Source organism: Bacteroides sp. AF32-8BH, assembly GCF_003435205.1.
Lineage (GTDB): Bacteria > Bacteroidota > Bacteroidia > Bacteroidales > Bacteroidaceae > Bacteroides > Bacteroides ovatus.
Genome location: NZ_QVLZ01000016.1, coordinates 37474 through 55600, shown reverse-complemented (window position 1 = coordinate 55600; position 18127 = coordinate 37474). Strand labels below are relative to the sequence as shown.

The 18127-nt window shown below is 45.2% G+C and carries 18 protein-coding genes; 7 read left to right on the top strand and 11 right to left on the bottom strand.

The features are described 5' to 3' along the window. Window positions 1–131: 131 nt before the first annotated feature. On the top strand, window positions 132–1487 hold the full coding sequence (locus tag DWZ47_RS12930; RefSeq protein ID WP_004314315.1) for an ATP-binding protein: 1356 nt from the start codon (window positions 132–134) through the stop codon (window positions 1485–1487). Window positions 1488–1613: 126 nt separating this feature from the next. Here DWZ47_RS12930 and DWZ47_RS12925 read toward each other — a convergent pair whose 3' ends face one another. The 5 genes from DWZ47_RS12925 to DWZ47_RS12905 all read right to left on the bottom strand — a co-directional run bounded on the left by DWZ47_RS12925 (window position 1614) and on the right by DWZ47_RS12905 (window position 5285). Beyond that, entirely contained in the window at window positions 1614–2063 is a 450-nt protein-coding gene (locus DWZ47_RS12925) for an N-acetylmuramoyl-L-alanine amidase (protein WP_004314316.1), read from the bottom strand. A 72-nt stretch (window positions 2064–2135) separates the two neighbouring features. After that, the gene (locus tag DWZ47_RS12920) at window positions 2136–2429 is read right to left on the bottom strand and encodes a hypothetical protein (protein ID WP_008648736.1); all 294 of its coding nucleotides are present in this window, start codon (window positions 2427–2429) and stop codon (window positions 2136–2138) included. Window positions 2430–2550: 121 nt separating this feature from the next. Beyond that, complete coding sequence (locus DWZ47_RS12915; RefSeq protein WP_004314318.1) at window positions 2551–3045, bottom strand: HU family DNA-binding protein; 495 nt, start codon at window positions 3043–3045, stop codon at window positions 2551–2553. Window positions 3046–3234: 189 nt separating this feature from the next. Beyond that, window positions 3235–4614 (bottom strand): replicative DNA helicase, encoded by a 1380-nt coding sequence (dnaB, locus tag DWZ47_RS12910; RefSeq protein WP_004314319.1) that lies wholly within the window; start codon window positions 4612–4614, stop codon window positions 3235–3237. A gap of 47 nt (window positions 4615–4661) precedes the next feature. Next, window positions 4662–5285, bottom strand: a complete 624-nt coding sequence (locus DWZ47_RS12905) for a hypothetical protein (RefSeq protein ID WP_004314320.1) — start codon at window positions 5283–5285, stop codon at window positions 4662–4664. Between the two features lie 41 nt (window positions 5286–5326). Here DWZ47_RS12905 and DWZ47_RS12900 point away from each other — a divergent pair, with 41 nt between their 5' ends. Further along, entirely contained in the window at window positions 5327–5632 is a 306-nt protein-coding gene (locus DWZ47_RS12900) for a hypothetical protein (RefSeq protein WP_153882625.1), read from the top strand. Between the two features lie 156 nt (window positions 5633–5788). Here DWZ47_RS12900 and DWZ47_RS12895 read toward each other — a convergent pair whose 3' ends face one another. Beyond that, window positions 5789–6058, bottom strand: a complete 270-nt coding sequence (locus tag DWZ47_RS12895; RefSeq protein WP_004300655.1) for a DUF4248 domain-containing protein — start codon at window positions 6056–6058, stop codon at window positions 5789–5791. 202 nt (window positions 6059–6260) lie between these two features. Here DWZ47_RS12895 and DWZ47_RS12890 point away from each other — a divergent pair, with 202 nt between their 5' ends. The 3 genes from DWZ47_RS12890 (at window position 6261) to DWZ47_RS12880 (ending at window position 12353) form a co-directional block, all read left to right on the top strand. Continuing rightward, complete coding sequence (locus DWZ47_RS12890) at window positions 6261–7205, top strand: tyrosine-type recombinase/integrase (protein WP_004314322.1); 945 nt, start codon at window positions 6261–6263, stop codon at window positions 7203–7205. 372 nt (window positions 7206–7577) lie between these two features. Next, window positions 7578–10229 carry a collagen-like protein gene (locus DWZ47_RS30985; protein ID WP_008997352.1) on the top strand — a complete coding sequence of 884 codons (2652 nt, stop codon included), beginning with the start codon at window positions 7578–7580 and terminating at the stop codon, window positions 10227–10229. 567 nt (window positions 10230–10796) lie between these two features. Then, window positions 10797–12353, top strand: coding sequence for an ATP-binding protein (locus DWZ47_RS12880; protein ID WP_004316203.1), 1557 nt, complete (start codon window positions 10797–10799; stop codon window positions 12351–12353). A gap of 45 nt (window positions 12354–12398) precedes the next feature. On the opposite strand, the gene DWZ47_RS12875 is transcribed toward DWZ47_RS12880, so the two are convergent. Continuing rightward, complete coding sequence (locus DWZ47_RS12875; RefSeq protein ID WP_004316204.1) at window positions 12399–13973, bottom strand: ribonuclease E/G; 1575 nt, start codon at window positions 13971–13973, stop codon at window positions 12399–12401. 283 nt (window positions 13974–14256) lie between these two features. Beyond that, a complete protein-coding gene (locus DWZ47_RS12870; protein ID WP_004300646.1) occupies window positions 14257–14532 on the bottom strand; it encodes an HU family DNA-binding protein in 276 nt (91 codons plus the stop codon). A 372-nt stretch (window positions 14533–14904) separates the two neighbouring features. Between DWZ47_RS12870 and DWZ47_RS12865 the strand changes: the two genes are divergently transcribed. After that, window positions 14905–16200, top strand: a complete 1296-nt coding sequence (locus DWZ47_RS12865; RefSeq protein ID WP_117513395.1) for a site-specific integrase — start codon at window positions 14905–14907, stop codon at window positions 16198–16200. A 93-nt stretch (window positions 16201–16293) separates the two neighbouring features. Here DWZ47_RS12865 and DWZ47_RS12860 read toward each other — a convergent pair whose 3' ends face one another. Genes DWZ47_RS12860 through DWZ47_RS12850 form a run of 3 tightly spaced genes read right to left on the bottom strand, consistent with a single transcriptional unit; the run spans window position 16294 to window position 17137 of the window. Next, window positions 16294–16611, bottom strand: a complete 318-nt coding sequence (locus tag DWZ47_RS12860) for a helix-turn-helix domain-containing protein (protein ID WP_009041186.1) — start codon at window positions 16609–16611, stop codon at window positions 16294–16296. A gap of 1 nt (window position 16612) precedes the next feature. Then, entirely contained in the window at window positions 16613–16906 is a 294-nt protein-coding gene (locus tag DWZ47_RS12855) for a helix-turn-helix domain-containing protein (RefSeq protein WP_008629224.1), read from the bottom strand. Window positions 16907–16927: 21 nt separating this feature from the next. Then, a complete protein-coding gene (locus DWZ47_RS12850) occupies window positions 16928–17137 on the bottom strand; it encodes a hypothetical protein (RefSeq protein WP_080706941.1) in 210 nt (69 codons plus the stop codon). A gap of 11 nt (window positions 17138–17148) precedes the next feature. Here DWZ47_RS12850 and DWZ47_RS12845 point away from each other — a divergent pair, with 11 nt between their 5' ends. After that, window positions 17149–18114, top strand: coding sequence for a ComF family protein (locus tag DWZ47_RS12845; RefSeq protein ID WP_029427316.1), 966 nt, complete (start codon window positions 17149–17151; stop codon window positions 18112–18114). The last annotated feature ends 13 nt before the right edge of the window (window positions 18115–18127 follow it).

Here is an 18127-nt window from a genome sequence, read left to right as displayed (position 1 = left end):
GGCTTTGCCCCATTTTTGAAACATGAACGATAGACTTTTGCCCCATCTTTGAAACAAAATCAATGGTATTTTGCCCCATCTTTGGAAATTCTTTATAACTTTGTTGCTGAAAATCAATAAATTTGTGGTTTATGTTTAAAAGAGATATCTTATTTCATCTGGAAAGATGGAAAGACGATACGCATAGAAAGCCTTTGATATTGCGTGGAGCAAGGCAAGTCGGTAAAACAACGGTAGTCAACGAATTTGGAAAGCAGTTTGACAATTACCTGTATTTGAATTTGGAGAAACGGGAGGCAGCATCCTTGTTTGAGTTGAATGTATCTCTAAAAGATTTGATGCCTTTATTTTTTGCACATTGTGGAAAGATAAGGAATGAAGGAACTATATTACTTTTTATTGATGAAATTCAAAATTCAGCAAAGGCAGTAGCGTTATTACGCTATTTCTATGAAGAATTACCTGATATTTATGTAATTGCTGCCGGTTCATTATTAGAAAACCTGATAGATGTACGTGTTTCATTTCCGGTGGGAAGGGTGCAATATATGGCATTGCGTCCTTGTTCATTTCGCGAGTTTCTGGGTGCTGTTGGAGAAGAACCTTTATTATCCGTTTTAGATAAGCCTGAAATCACTCTCGCTTTCCATGATCGTTTGATGTTATTGTTTAATATCTATACGTTGATTGGAGGTATGCCGGAAGTTGTGCAACTCTATGCGGAGCGCAGGGATATTTTATCCTTGGAGTCCACTTATGAAACTCTTTTGCAAGGCTACCGGGATGATGTGGAAAAATATGCTTTGGGAAAACAACTTCCGGAAGTGATTCGCTTTATATTAAAAGAAGGATGGCATAAAGCTGGACAAATTATAACTTTAGGAGGATTTGCTGGTTCGTCTTATAATGCTCGGGAAGTGGGAGAGGCTTTTCGTTTATTGGAAAAGGCGATGTTGCTGGAATTAGTTTATCCGACTACGGCAACGGAAGTTCCGGCCACTCCTGAAATAAAGCGTATGCCCAAACTGGTCTGGTTAGATACAGGATTGGTGAATTATGCGGCACAAGTACAGAAAGAGGTTTTGGGAGCAAAAGATATAATGGATGCTTGGCGTGGTATGATAGCGGAGCAGATTGTAGCGCAAGAACTGTTGACACTGACAGATAAAGTCAGTCAGAAACGTTGTTTCTGGGTGCGTAATAAAAGTGGTTCTAATGCAGAAGTCGATTATGTGTGGGTGCAGGATTCTATGGTTTATCCCATTGAAGTCAAATCAGGGCATAACGCCCACTTGCGTTCCTTACATTCTTTTATGAATCACTCTAATCAGACTGTTGCAGTCAGAATATGGTCGCAGCCTTATGCTGTGGATGAGGTAAAGACGGCAGACGGAAAAGAATTCAAATTGATAAATCTACCTTTTTACCTCGTTGGAAAATTAGACAGCATATTGCGTCGGTTTGAAACAACCTTTGATAACGCGTAGTCTAGCAAAATCATAAGTTAAAGATTAGGCACGGATTACATAGATTTCACGGTTAGTGCTATGCTTGTACAAAGCAACCGTGAAATCCGTGTTATCCGTGCCTAAATTATAATAAAGCTATTTTTTTTAGACTTTATCCCAATCCGTTTCAGCATTAAAACAGGGACAGGCCTTGATCCATTCTTCCGGTTCTATTTCGCCGTTTCCGTTCAGGTCGGGACTTAGATCCCGATGTCCGCAGATCCGGCAATTCGGATAATCTTTCAATAAAGCGAGAATCAATACCCGGAGCGAATGTTTCTGCCATTCGGTACGGGTATCTTTCGGTTGTCCTTTGCAATCGAGTCCGCCCTCATAGCAGATACCTATACTTTCTTTGTTGAAACCGCGGCTGTGCGCACCAATTCGTTCTATCGGACGGGTAGATTTTATATCCCCGTTCTTGCGGATATAGAAATGATAACCCGTTCCGTTGAATCCTCGTCTGCGATGACAGACGTCCAGGTCATATTCTGTGAAACTCTTGTCTTCGCGCGTAGCGGAGCAATGGATTACTATCAGGTTTATAGTTCTCATGAATGGATTAAATAGATTGAATAGGTTCTGTAAATTGCACAGGTTCCATAATTTGCATTAATTGAATCATTATCATGCCTCTGCTGCACTACGTTGTGCACATTCCTTATTAATACATTGTAAGGCAGCAGCCTGTGCCAGCTGATCTCTTAATGAGAATATCTCCGTATGCATCTCTTTCACTTTCGAGCTAAGGTCGAAATAATCCTTCAACACTTTTTCCAATTGCTGCATCAGAAAAGTATATTGGTCTTTCACCAGTTCGCTGAACTCTTTTACTTCTTGCGCCATTACTTTGCGCTTTTTGCGATTACTGCCCAGAAAGGGCAGGATCGTCATAATGATCTCTATGATTTTATCGAGCATTTTAATAAATTGAGGATTGAAAATTGAGAATTAAAAAATAAATGTAGAAGAAAACAGAAACCGCATGGAGAGTAACTGTAGAAATCACTCTGTAATACCCATGCGGCACTGTTTTTAATGATTAAGCTGCCGGGTCCGGAGCTTCTCCGCTTCCACCGCTACCGCTGTTTCCACCATCCGCGTCTTCTCCGTCACCCTTTCCGGCCAGGATGAAATCGACATTATTCTCGCCTCGGGTAGTGGCATGACTCGTATTCACCAGCTGAAGTGCCTTGTCTGCCACAAAACGAACATTTACTCTGCGGATATTGCGCACCGTGCAATCCTTCTCCTTTTCCGCCCCTTCGCTGCTCAACGTGATATGGAACGTGCCCAATCCGTCGATCTTCACCTTGTCGCCCTGGGTAAGCGACAGGCGCAACTGCTCAACAAAAGCCTCGATGGAATGCTTCACATCTCCTGCTGTAAGCGATGAGTTCGCTTCGATGGCATCGGCCAGCTTGTTGATGTCCATCACTCTCACTGTACCCGATTTCTGGCGTACATAATACAACATCTGTGAATCCGGCTGATTCACATACTTTCTGCGCTGATAGCGCTCCACTAATACATTCATACAATTAAAAAAGTTAAGGTTTAAGTAATAATATTTTCTGTCCTTGTTGACATTACAAATATACGAAATTTGAAAGGGAAAGTCAAGTATTTTGCTATTTATTTTATATCAATAATGAAATAAAAAAAGAAATTCCATACAGCTATATATTGTAATATAAAATTGTATGGAATCGGGGTGAATCTGTATCTATTTAGCATGTTTCAGCATGTATTCCAGCGGTGGGACGTATTCGGTGATTTTTGTCATTGCCGAATTATGCCTGAAGTATACGTTTCCCGTCTCTCCGTTGCGTTGTTTGGCTATGATTGCTATGCCTAGTTCTTCGGTAGGGTAACCGCTTTCGCGGTCGGTTGTTATTCGTGCGAGGGCGGGGCGGTAGAGTAATATCACGACGTCCGCATCCTGCTCGATTGCGCCACTTTCGCGGAGATGTGCCAGTTCGGGGCGGCCTGCGGGGCGGTTTTCCGATTCGCGGTTTAGCTGGCTAAGCAGTACCACCGGTACGTTTAGCTCTTTGGCCAGCAACTTCGCTTTGCGGGTGGCTTGTGCCACTTCCTGTTCGCGGTTGCGGTTGTTTTGGCCGGTTGTCATGTCGCAGAGTTGCAGGTAGTCTATAATGATCGCGTCGCACGCATGTTGGCTTTGCAGCAGTCGCGCGCTGGATCGTACGTGTTCCATGTTGACCGAGGTGCTGTCGTCTACGTGTATCGGCAGACGTTTGAGGTCGGCGGCTGCCGTGCGTGCCTCTGCAAGCTCTTGCGGGCTGACGGTTCCCGACCGCCAATGGCGGGCACTGACTTCGCTGGCTGCTGTCAGCCATCGGTCGGCCAGTCTTTCTCCTTGCATTTCGAGGCTGTAGACGGCTACGGCATGTCCTGCCATGGCTGCGTTTCGTGCCAGATGTAGTGCGAATGCCGTTTTTCCTACGCCGGGACGGGCGGCGATTACCACTAGTTCGCCGTTTTGGAGTCCGGACGTCATGCGGTCCAGGTCTGCCAGTCCGGTAGGGATGCCGGTCACTCCGTTTATGTTGTTGGCAATACGTCCTTCGGCTTCGGTCATGGTGGCGGTCATCAGTTCATCCATGTCCCGCATGTGGTTGTTGTGGCCGAATTCGCCTTCCAGACGGTCGAGCAGGTTGTGCGCGTCCATCAACGAGTCGTCGATGTCCATCGTTTCGTCTAGCGAGCAGGCGAGTAGTTTGTTGAATCCCAAGGTCATTTCGCGTCGTAGATATTTCTCGTGTACGATCTGCGCGTGATATTCGAGGTGGGCGGAAGTCGCCACTTTGCTGCTCAACTGGGTGATGCCGAACGCTCCGCCCGCCTCTTCGAGCTTTCCGCGGTGGGAAAGCTCTTCTTTTACGGTGAGGATGTCTATTTTCATTCCGGCGTGGTACATAGCCAGTATGGCGGCGTAGATCAGTTGGTGGCGCAGGACGTAGAACATTTCGGGGCGCAGCTTGTCGGCTATCAGTGGTATAGCCCTCTGCTCTATCAGGCAGGCGCCGATGATGGCTTCTTCTATTTCGGGAGCCTGTGGTGAAACTCTGTTTTCGGTATTCATAATCAGTGTTTGTTTAATCAGTCTTCGTTTAATTGGGATTCGTTTTATCAGTATTCGTTTAGGAAAGCTTTGTTGGATAAATAGCTGGCGGCGTGGAGCAGGTAGTTGATGTTTGTTTGGTGGAAATAATAATCTTCTACCTTGTCGATGGCGAGTTGCTGTTCCTTGTCGCTTAATTTTTTCCATTCGCGTTGCGCTTTGGCGATGTTTTCTTTGGGAAGCTGCGTGATGCTGTGAAACTCATTCCAAAACAGGCGGAACTTCTCGTTGACGGCTTTCTTTTTCTGCTTGCCGCTGTCGGGGGCTCCTACCCATTTGTCGTATTCGACGACACGGATATGCAGGGACGAGTTGTTGGGATGGGGGACGATTTCGATGATCCCCAGGATGGCAAGGGCGTGTATGAATCGGAAGGTTTTTCCGACAGACCAGCGGAAAATGCGGCTCCAGTCGCGGTAGCTGAACATGCTTTCGCCTCTTTTGCACAGGTAGTCTTTGTGCTGCCGGTCGCTGTATAACGTGTCCGAATAGTTTACTTTCATCAGGATTTTCAGGAGCGCTTCTATTTCTCCGGCTTCTATGTTCGGGTCTTCTATCTGTTGTTGTAGCAGGGCTTTGGGGATAATGAGAAAACCATGTTCCATCATGGCTTCAAAATTGAAATTGTTCATTGGGTTATCGTTTTAAATTTCTGTAAAGGTACGCCGTTCTTGTGCGATGCGCAAGGGGTGTGGTTCCGTGCGGACGGGTGTGGATGAATAAAGGGTGCCGCGATGCGCAAATGGCTGTTTTTTTCTTCTTTCATGAAGCCGGGGAAGGAGTGGGGATGGAACGAATGCTCTGTTGGTGGTTGGCGGAGCTTCTGTTGGTGGTTGGTGGAGCTTCTGTTTGTGACTGGTGGAGCTTCTGTTGGAGAAAAAACAAAGCCTTCGTTTGGGGGGATTCGAAGGTCTTGTTTGTAGTGAAAAAACGGTCATTTTTGCCGAACGCTTTGTGGAACGCTTTTTTCTTTCTGTAAATAGCTGTATGATTGGTAGTTATCTTCGTTTTGAAAAAAAGTGATGAACGCAAAGTGGAATACATAATAAACAATAAAAGATAAATGATATATTTAAAAATATATAGTTCGATTTTCCTTTTATTTCTTGTCCGTGTTTTCGTTTTCTGTTACGCGCTAAACGTTTGTCGGCAAGTCAATGTGGGGAGGTCCCCAGTGTCGGTAGATGATTAGCTGCATTTCAGGACTGACATCGATTGTTTGGCTGGTGTAATACGCAGCAACCAGTTGTTCGTTCAATGTCTTGTTTGCTTTAATGCGTTTGCGCATTTTTTTGCTGGCGGAAGAAGCGTTTGCCAGATCGGGAAAATACTCCTTCGCCAATTCGGAGAAATACTTGAATCCATTAATGCTGTAGCGTTCGGCAGCTGGTTCATTGTTGTTCATAATTTTTTTATACTTTAAATGGTTAAAATAATATGTTGTTTGAAAAATTGCGCAAATGTATGAAATTTACTTTGATGATTAATGTAAATGTTTTAGTTTTTATTTTTTAGATTTTATGTATGTAAATTTTTGAAGATATATTTTTGTATTTTACTAAAGTAAAATGTGGGAAAAGTAAATATTAATTATTAATTTATTTTTAATGAAAAAGGAAAGTTTTACTTTGTTTATGAAACAAGTGGCTGTTGATTTGCAGCAGAGTGGAAATTTAGGGACTGCTCATGTATACAGAAGTACGTTGAATGCGATTCTTACTTTTCAGGGTTCCGATCGTTTGTCGTTTCGGGAAATCACTCCGGAGTGGCTGAAGCATTTTGAGGGTAGTCTTCGTGCACGTGGGTGTAGTTGGAATACGGTGTCTACGTATCTTCGCACGTTGCGTGCGGTTTACAATCGCGCTGTCGATCTTCGGAAGGCATCATACGTGCCGCATCTTTTTCGCTCCGTATATACAGGTACGCGGGCAGACCGCCGTCGGGCATTGGATATGGAGGATATGAAGAAGGTATTTGCCCGTCTGTTGCAGTCGGACGCCATCACTCCTGCCATGAAGGGGGCGCAGGAGTTGTTCATTCTTATGTTCTTGCTTCGGGGACTGCCTTTTGTCGACTTGGCTTATTTGCGCAAGAGTGATCTCCGGGGAAATGTGATTAGTTATCGTCGTCGTAAAACGGGACGTCCGTTGTCTGTGACGTTGACGACGGAAGCGATGTTTCTTTTGCAAAAGTATATGAATCGGGAGGAACAGTCGCCTTATTTGTTCCCGATTCTTCATAGTGACGAAGGTTCGCCAAAGGCGTATAGGGAATATCAACTGGCATTGCGCAATTTTAATTATCAGTTGGAATTATTAGGAAAGGCATTGGGACTCAAAGACCGGTTGAGCTCGTACACCGCCCGCCATACCTGGGCTACGACTGCGTATTATTGCGAAATTCATCCGGGTATTATTTCCGAAGCGATGGGACATTCGTCCATCACCGTGACAGAAACTTATTTGAAGCCTTTCCGAAATAAGAAAATTGATGAAGCAAATATGCAGGTACTTGATTTTATAAAACGATCTGTGGTCGGTGTAAGTGCTTGATTTTTATTCTGTTACTTTGTAGGTAACGGGTTGAAATATCGGTGCAAATATGAGCATATTTCTTAAAACAACCAAACGAAATCATACATTTTTTCTAATAAACTACTCAAAACAGGAATTAAACAAATAAAACACGCGGATTCTTTGTATTAGGGCTTTGTTAACTTCTAAATTTTGCAAAAGGTCTCCCGCCCCTCTGCCGCTTCTAAGAAGCAGGGGTAAAAATGTAATCGCATATTGTTTCATTTTTCCGTATTGACTACTCCAAAAGAGCAGGAACAAAGGTTTCTCCGTTACCTACAAAGTAACGGGCGGTCTATTATTGAAACTTAGTGTTTAATAATATATTATTAATGTAATTTTTAAGTAGTTATGAAGAAAAATTTTGTTAGGGTAATGCTTTTCGGGGCATTGACGCTTGCTACTGTCACTTATGTAGGCTGTAAAGACTATGATGATGACATCGACAATCTGCAAACGCAGATTGATGCCAATGCGGCAGGTCTTGCTGAACTGCAAGCAAAAGTGAATGCAGGTAATTGGGTAACAGACATTAAAAGTATCACTGGTGGATTTGAAATTACTTTCAACAATGGAAATAAATATTCTATTGTGAATGGTAAAGATGGATCTGTCGTTGAAATTGGAGAAAATGGAAACTGGTTTATAGACGGTGTTGATACTGGGAAACCGGCACGAGGTGAAAAGGGTGAGACCGGTGCTACTGGTCCTGTCGGTCCTGTTGGCCCCGAAGGTCCTGTTGGTCCTGTTGGCCCCGAAGGTTCTGTTGGTCCTGTTGGTCCCGAAGGTCCTGTCGGTCCTGTTGGCCCCGAAGGTCCTATCGGTCCTGTTGGTCCCGAAGGTCCTGCTGGTCCTGCCGGAAAATCTCCTTTTATTGGTGATGGAACAGGTGAATTTGAAAAAGATTATTGGTATTTCTATGATGACGCTACAGATAAATGGGTGAAAGGTGATTATTCGTCAGCCACTGTTTATGCTGTACAGAATGAGGGATTACCTAGCTTTACTCTACATGTAAAAGATAAAACTACTGGAACAGAATTAACAACTATTCTGCCTACTGCAGCTTTGATTAGTAGCCTTGAAGGAGTGACTATTGAGAATGGTAAAATCACTGCAGGCGGAACAAAGGAACTTAAATTAAGTTATGCTCAATGCAAAGCTGATTTCACTTTTGGTATGGAGGATGAGAAAAAAGAATTTAAGAAAAATGACCTGTTAATAACTAATTCCGGCGTGTTGAATGCGTTGATTAATCCAGTAGGTCCTGACTTTACTGATAGCAAATATCAAATCTATTTGATGAATTCTCAAAATGAAGCTAATTTTGTTATCTCTAAGATTGAACAAAATAAAACTGCAAAACCATTGACACGTGCTACCGAAGCCAAAGTGAATCGTGGTGTTTACGACCTTACTGTTACACTAAAAGATGGCTTGAATTTGGAAACTGCCCTTCCTGCAGATGAAGCATACGCATTCTGTACAAAAGACGCATGGAACAATGAAATAATCTCTGCTTATGATGTTAAAATCAAACCGGAAGCAGTTACAAGTGCTACTAAACTGGTAGATGCAGCAGTGTCCGCAAAAGTTGGTGAGGTACAGGTTTTGGATGACTTGGCAGCTGCAGCTACCACCACTCCTATGGATTTGAGTACAGTCTATGCATATTATTATAAGTTGGCAGCCGATGCTCCTGAAGGTGTAACATTGGGGACGAACGAAGCCGGCAAACAAACCATCACTTCTACCAAAGGGCAAGAAGCAAAGGTTGAAGTCTGCTATATAACTACAAATGGTATTCCTTTTGATGGAGAAACTCATGAGGGCATTGATTATTCTAGCGTCGGTGGCTCCTCTGCTCCGGCTAAACTGACTGTCACCTTCAAGCAAATAGAAACAAAATCTTTGGCAGCACAGACGGTAGTTTGGAATAAATCAGAAAAATCCGACATTGCTGTGTCAGCAGCTAATATTAAGGCAATCAAAGACGCTATTACTACTGCTAAACTTGCTAGCTCAACTGCCACGGCTAACGATGGAGATAAAGTGAAGTTTAGTGGTATTGCTTCTGGTGATACTAAATATGATAACCTGAAACTGACAGTAACCGCTGCATACAAGGGTACTATGGAAGCCGTATTGACAGTTGACGTTGACGCAACGAAGCAAATTGTATTCAAATTACCGGTAACTGTTGATTATAAGACGCCTGTATTTACAAAAACTTCAGGTATGTGGACTGAAGATGGCAAGGTGTCTCTTCTGATTAATGAAACTAAGAATGCTGATAAGATTCAGAGCATCAGTCTCGAAAGAGAAATGGGCTCAATCTTTACTACATGGAACGCTATTACTGGCGGAGTTACTTCAGGTATATACAACAGCATTACGTATGATGTTGACAAGAATGGTGACGATCATGTAGGAAGTGTAGCTAACGATAAGTTCACAGTAGACATGGCTCACGCTAAAGACAATATGGCATTCTCTGTAGATGTAAATTGTCAGCCTAACGATGCTACTGAACCTGCTTCAATTGCTAACCAAAAGATTCAATTCATCTCATTATCAGAATTGCTTAAATCGGAATTTGGTGCAACGGACGCTAAAAAAGGTATCACAACAGCGTATACAGCTGAAACCATAGATTCAGAGATTGATGTATTAGGTGACATTGTATGGAAAGACAGAAAAGGCAAGGCAATGTGGCCGACTGCAGATAATAACACTTATGACACTGGTACTTTGACTACCGCTGACGCTGTTCTTGCTCTTTATGGATATTCTATTAAGGTAGAACTAAGTGACAAAACTAACTTCAAGTTTGATTCTACTGGACAGAAATTGATATTAACAGATGCTGGTAAGGCCTTGAAGGGTCTTGTGAAAGATTTGGTAGTGACAGTTACTATTACTCCTTCAATCAGCTGGAGCGCAACATCTCCTGCACCTGTGGTGAAGACAGTAACATTCCCTACTGCTCTCTTTGCGGATTAATTTGAAATCCTTTAATGTTCTATTAGATAGCTCCTCTATATTTGCCTCTGGCAGAGGTGGGAGCTATCTCTAGAATGATATAACATAATAGGAGAGCCCGTGCTTGTTGAAGTGCGTTCTCTCCATAAATATGAAACCCTTCTTCACCGAAGTGTGAAGATTATATGTTGAGAAGTGACAAAGCGAAGAGACACAGCTTGTGAAAGTCCATCCTTCCATCTTTGTTCTTCTATTAGAAAAGGGATGCCTCCCCACATTTCCTACTGGCATCCCTTTTATCTTTACTCTTGGGACGTCTTTTTTTGTTGTACTAGAATCAATTGCTAGTCGCCCATTTCCCTATAGGTAAAGGAGACGTCCTCAAGATACAGAAAGCCCGAGCTTGCGAAAGTCCGGGCTTTTCGTAATTTTGTGCAGTCATTATCCCCTTATTTTATCGTCCCTAAGTTTCCGGGGAAATGTGCAGAATGAATGATTGAAAAGAATCTTTTAACCTGCCATGACAAAGATTTCTATTAAAAATATATATCTTTGCAAGAAAGGCATTGATTAATAAAAGAAGAGAATATGAGCCATAAAATTTATCCGATCGGTATTCAGAATTTCGAAAAAATTCGTAATGACGGTTATTTCTATATTGATAAGACAGCACTGATGTATCAAATGGTAAAGACCGGAAGTTATTACTTCTTGAGTCGTCCGCGCCGTTTCGGAAAGAGTCTGCTCGTCTCCACCTTAGAGGCCTATTTTCAAGGAAAGAAAGAACTGTTTGAAGGGCTGGCTGTGGAAAAACTGGAAAAGGACTGGATCAAATATCCTATACTGCATCTGGACCTTAATATCGAGAAATATGATACATCCGAAAGTCTGGATAATATACTTGATAAATCGCTGACAGCATGGGAAAAACTATATGGTGCCGAGCCGTCCGAACGTTCGTTTTCCTTGCGTTTTGCCGGTATCATAGAGCGCGCTTGTAAGTTGGCGGGGCAACGTGTGGTTATTCTTGTCGATGAATATGACAAACCCATGTTGCAAGCCATCGGTAATGAAGAATTGCAAAAGCAATTTCGGAATACATTAAAGCCTTTTTATGGAGCGCTTAAAACAATGGACGGTTGCATCAAGTTTGCATTCCTTACCGGTGTGACAAAGTTTGGCAAAGTCAGTGTGTTTAGTGACTTGAACAACTTGGATGATATATCCATGTGGAATGAGTATGTCGAAATCTGTGGCATTAGCGAGCGTGAAATCCACAACAATTTGGAAACAGAGCTTCATGAATTTGCTGCTGCGCGCGGAATAACGTATGATAAACTTTGTGAAGAGTTGAGAGAGTGCTATGACGGTTACCATTTTACGCACAATTCTATTGGTATGTACAATCCGTTCAGTTTGCTTAATGCTTTCAAACGTAAGGATTTCGGCAGCTATTGGTTTGAAACGGGCACACCGACCTATCTGGTGAAATTGCTGCAAAAACATCATTATGACTTGGAGCGGATGACGCATGAAGAAACCGACGCCCAAGTATTGAATAGCATAGACTCTGAATCTACTAATCCCATTCCGGTGATTTATCAGAGTGGCTACCTCACCATTAAAGGGTATGATGAAGAATTTGGAATGTATCGGTTAGGTTTCCCGAATCGTGAAGTAGAAGAAGGATTTGTCCGTTTCCTGCTTCCTTATTATGCGAATGTAAATAAGGTAGAATCTCCGTTTGAAATTCAGAAATTTGTTCGTGAAGTACGTTCCGGCGATTACAGTTCTTTCTTCCGTCGCTTGCAAAGCTTCTTTGCAGATACCACCTACGAAGTGATTCGCGATCAGGAATTGCATTACGAGAACGTGCTTTTCATCGTTTTTAAACTGGTCGGCTTCTATGCCAAAGTGGAATATCATACAAGCGAAGGACGCATCGACCTTGTCTTGCAGACAGACAAATTCATCTATATCATGGAATTTAAACTGAACGGTACGGCAGAAGAAGCATTGCAGCAGATAAATGACAAGCATTACGCTCTTCCTTTCGAGATGGATGAACGGAAACTCTTTAAAATAGGAGTAAATTTCAGTGCGGAAACCCGTAATATTGAAAAATGGATAGTTGAAGAAAAATAGATAAAACAAAAAGGCGGCTCGTTTTGACCGGGCCGCCTTTTCTGTTTATTTGATTTCGATTTCTTCCTTCATATCGATTTCCTCTCCATGTGTATCATAGAACACATATTGCAGAAATGCGAGTTTTTGACTTGGAATAATCTTGATACCGAATCCGTATTTCATTTGCCACTTCCGTTTCAGGGAAACGAGTCCCTGATTGATATAAGCGGCAACATACGGATGGACGTGTAACGAGAATTTCTTAACCTTCAGTTTATTGACCAGGTAATCAATTTTACTCTCCAAAGTGTCCGTAAAAAGAATGGACGACTTGATAGTGCCTTTGCCGAAGCAAGTGGGGCAGGTTTCGGTCGTGTTGACGTCCATTGCCGGACGCACACGTTGGCGTGTAATCTGCATTAGCCCGAATTTGCTAAGCGGCAGAATATTATGCCGTGCCCTGTCTTTCTGCATATTGGCACACATTCGTTCATAAAGCTTCTGACGGTTTTCGGCTTCATTCATATCGATGAAGTCCACGACAATGATACCACCCATATCTCTTAATCGCAATTGGCGGGCCAGCTCGTCGGCGGCTCCCAGGTTTACTTCGAGTGCGTTACCTTCCTGCCCGTTGGCATTCTTGGTGCGGTTACCGCTGTTCACGTCTACTACGTGAAGCGCCTCAGTGTGCTCAATAATCAGATAGGCACCACTCTTGTAAGAGATTGTTTTACCAAACGATGATTTAATCTGCTTGGTGATACCGAAATTGTCGTAAATGGGAAGTTGACCTTTGTACAGTTTCACGATATTAGCCCGGTCGGGCGCAATCAGTGATACATAGTCTTTAATTTCATTGTACACAGCCTCGTCGTTGACGTGAATATTCTCAAAAGAAGGGTTGAAGAGGTCGCGCAACAAACCTACGGCGCGGCTGGTTTCTTCATAAATCAACGTCGGATACTTGGTGGCTTTTTGTACTTTTACCATCGCATCTTCCCAATGCTTAACCAGGACTTTAAGCTCTCCGTCGAGTTCGGCTACGCGTTTGCCTTCGGCTACCGTGCGGACGATGACACCGAAGTTTTTCGGCTTGATGCTCATCAGCAATTGTTTCAGGCGGGCGCGTTCTTCGCTCGATTTAATTTTTTGTGAAACAGAAACCTTGTCATTAAAAGGGATCAGTACGAGATAGCGTCCGGCAAACGAAATTTCGGACGTCAGTCGCGGTCCCTTAGTGGAGATCGGTTCCTTAACGATTTGCACCACTACTTCTTGTCCTACCTTGAGGGTGTTGGATACTGTTCCATCCTTGTCAAGATCGGGAAGCAGGGTTGCTTTGCTGATGGAGGTCAGCTTCTTTTTGTCGCTTAAAGTCTGCTTTACAAACTTTTCGAGTGAGTTAAATTGAGGACCCAAGTCCAGATAATGAAGGAAAGCGTCTTTCTCGTAACCAACGTCTACAAAGCATGCATTCAGTCCGGGCATCAATTTCTTGATACGTCCCAAATACATATTGCCCACAGAGAAAGAAATATTTCTTCCTTCGCTTTGAAGTTCCACCAGGCTCTTATCTTCGAGAAGGGCGATGGAGACCTCTTTGGGCTGTACGTCAACTACTAGTTCACTTGTCACTGTTTTGTTTCCTTATTATTGATTGAATCTCATTTATATGAACAACTTTTTTGACAAATTGTTCATTTTGGGTTAGCTACTTAAACAAAGAACAAACTTGAAAGACATTAGCTTCGCAAGTTTGTTCTTTATTTCTGTGTGATCCAGACTTAAAAATTATTTTTTGCTTTTATGTCTGTTCTTTCTTAGTCTTTTTTTACGCTTGTGCGTAGACATTTTATGTCTTTTTTTCTTTTTTCCGCTTGGCATAGCTTCACATTTTATGGGTTAATACTCTTGTTTATTATTTCTTTACTGAAATTGTAAATGTCTTAGCCGGTTTGAAAGCCGGAATGTTGTGCTCCGGAATAATGATCGTAGTATTTTTAGAAATGTTACGAGCAGTCTTTTGTGCTCTTTTCTTTACTACGAAACTACCAAACCCACGCAAGTATACGTTCTCATCGTTAGACAATGAATCCTTTACTGCATCCATAAATGCCTCAACTGTTGTAAGAACTGTCTGCTTATCAATTCCAGTTTTCTTTGTAATCTCGTTTACAATATCTGCTTTAGTCATTTTTCCTTAAAAAAAATATTATTACTATGTTATTGCTAATTTTTTGGACTGCAAATATATAGCTTTTTAAGCTCCTAAAAAAATATATTCTGCACATTTTTCTAAAAAAAATCGGCATAAGGCGCAAAGAAAAGCAAAGTTCTACATAAATAAATGCAGGTCAGCATCTTGTATGCAGGGCGGGTTGAAGCAGGCTTCGGCATAAAAAGCCTGAAAACACCCCTTTCGGACAAAGTTCGGCTACTAAACAGCTACCGGTTCCGAAACGGGGTATATGCGGCATAACGAGTTCTGTTTCATCGCTTTGCCTTGTTTTGCATAGCTCTTGGTAAGAAATAAGTAACTACCTTTAGAAACGAAAATTTTAGAGTTATGGAAACAAAGAGAAGTACGTTTGCGACCTCGTTCTACATCAAGAGATCCGCAGTGAGAAACCGGGACGGGAAAGCCCCCATCATGGTGAAAATCTCCGTTGACGGGGATGACAAGGCGGTGGGAACCAAGCTGTTTGTCACTCCCGACCTCTGGGAGAACGGCAAGGCGAAAGGCAAGTCCGCCGAGGCAAACGAGATAAACGGGCAACTGAAGGAGGTCTCCGCCCGGCTCACCAACCACTACCACCGCATCCTCCGGGAAGAGGATTTCGTCACCGCCGAGAAATTGCGCAACGCCTTCCTCGGTGTCGGCGTGATGGAGAACTGCATCCTCAAAGACTTCGGGAACATGAACCGGGAGTTTGAGGCGATGGTCGAGAAAGGGCAGCGAGCCAAGTCCACCTACAACAAGTATCTGGCTGTTTACAACCATTTCAAGACCTTCCTTTGGGAGAAGAAGAAGCGCACCGACATGGCTTACAAGGAGCTGACCAAGGAGATCATCACCGATTTCGACAAGTACCTGCGGATGGAGAAGGGATTGAGCGCCAACACCCTCTGGATATACACCATGCCCCTGCTCAGCCTGACCGACAAGGCGTGGCGGCGTGGAATCGTCCGCACCGACCCCTTCGGCGAGTACAGCCTTGAGATGCAGGAGACCGACCGGGGCTATCTCACGGAAGAGGAGCTGCGCACCTTGGCTAACGCCGTGTTCGTCAAGAAACAGACCAGCCTCGTGCGGGACATGTTCCTCTTCGGGTGTTTCACCGGGCTTAGCTACATTGACATAAAGACGCTCACCCATGACAAGATACAGCGCATGGACTTCGACGGCGAGGAATGGATCATCACCCGGCGCACCAAGACCCGTGTGTCGAGCAACGTCCCCCTTATGGAGATTGCCAAGGAGCTGATAGAACGTTACAAAGGGCTTGCCGGAGGCGACCTCGTGTTTCCCATGCCCAGCAACAGCGTGTGCAACAGGCACCTCAAACAGATAGCCAAAGCCTGCGGCATCCACAAGGAGATCGGCTTCCACCTAAGCCGCCACACCTTCGCCACGACCATCTATCTCTGCAACGGCGGCACCATCGAGGCGCTCTCCAAGATACTCGGGCACAAGCACATTTCCACGACCCAGATCTACGCCGAGGTGACCAACAGGATGGTAAGCTCCGATTTCCGGGCGATCTCCGGCAACCTCGCCGCCATGCAGCGGAGCGTGCTGGAGAAGAAGGACAGGAAACAGGACGGGAAGCGGGTGCGCCGCTCCCTCCGGGAAACGGCTTGACGCCTTCCCCCGGTGCAGAATGCGGCAAAGGCAGGAACTTCCGATGCGGTGTCCCTGCCTTTGCTGCATTTCCCGATGCACACCCCCGTGCGTTTATGTTGGACTTTTCCCCCGTTTGCGCTTTGGGCGCATGTCCACGTAGTTCTCCTCCAGCATACGCAGCAGATCCGACTGGCGGTAGAGCGTCTTGCCCGGCAGCGATATGTACGGGATCAGCCGTTGCGTGCGGTAATCCTGCAACGTTCTCGGCGTGATGTGCAGCAGCCTGCACACGTCCTCGCCCGTGAGATAGACCTCGCCGTTCATCGCCGGGCGGAAGTGCGCCGTCACCGTGTCGATGTACCTCATTCCCTCTTCCAACGCCTCGAAGTACGCCCGTACCTCTTCCGTGTCCCTTGTGATCACTTCCATCTCACTCGTCCTCCGTCATTTCCCGGCTCATGGCTTCCACGAACGCCTCCACGTCCTCCGTCCGGTAGTAAATCTTGTGGTTGATCTGGCTGTACGGCAGCAGCCCCCGGTCACGGTAGGTCTGCAACGTCCGCTTGCTGATGCCCAGTTTCTCACACACGTCCGCCCCGTCCATCCAGTTCATCTTTTCGGGCGGGCGGTAGCGGGCGCAAAGCTCCCTCACGTGCTGCGAGAAGCTGCCGAACCGTTCCTTCATCTCCTCGAAGGTCTTTCTCTCGATGCTTACTATTTCCATTGTCCCAATACGTTTTTATTGTTATACTTCCCTGCAAATATACCGGTCTGTATATGTCCGTGTATCAAAACCGTATCGCTTGTCCTCGTTTTGCTTCACGCTTGTAGCCTTGTCACGTTCCGGGCGGTGAAAAGCAGGGAGAAGCTCTACATATCCGCACGCCCTCCCGCATATTTCCCGCCCTTTCCGCTTGCCGTGTGCCGGACATTTCGCATATTTGTAACCGACCAAACATCATCACTATGGAAGAGGCTGTCTTTATCGCTCAATACACCTTCCTTGCCACTCCTGCGGTCATCGAGGAGGAGAGCCGCATCTTGGGCAAGATCGCACGCCGCCTGCGCTGCGAGTACGTCATCCGTTTCGAGGACGACGGCAAGTTCTATTTCCTGCTGGAGACCCGTTCCGGCTACGAGGAGCATTTCGCCCGGTGCGGCTGGTACGTCGTCAGCCAGACCGACTTCAACAGCCGCCTGACCATCGGCATGGGCTTGTACGAGAGCGGGAACTTGGCGGGCTTCATGTACAGGCTCGATTCCGGCAGCGAGGACGAGGCACGTTTCTGGAACAACATCCTTGTATTCACTTTCTTCAACGGTTTCCGCAAGGCGTTCCTTCCGCTCGACAACCGCTTTCAGGGTTTCTTCCGCTTGGACGGCAGCTTGTGTCTATACCTTTATGACTATTGCCCCGTCCGGCGGAACGACAAGATCACTTTCGAGGGGAAGAAGGTATCGAACGCTGTCTGGCGTTTCAAGAGCGGCGAGCAGACCGACCTTTTCGTCAAGCTCTTCTCCATCGCCGCCAGCCGCATTCGGGCGATTCAGGAGAACAGGCACCGTGCCGTGCTGGTTCCCGTCCCGGCATCCACACGGGAGAAGCACCGCACCCGGTACGAGGCGTTCTGCCGCAAGCTCTCGGCGGAAATGGGGGTTGCCGACGGGTACGGGGCGATAACCGTCGCTTATGACCGGGCGCAATACAAGGGCACGCACGGGAACGGAGACCGCACCGCCAATCTGGAGTTCCACCCCGAACGGTTCAGGGGGAAGTGCGTCTTGCTCGTGGACGACGTGCTTACTACCGGGGCTACTTTCATAGCGCTGCGGCGCAAGCTGATAGCGCATGGGGCAAAGTTCGTCATCGGCATGTTCCTTGCCAAGACCATCGCTTTCGAGGACGAGCGGAAGGCAGAGGAAGGAGGATAGAAACGGATGCGGA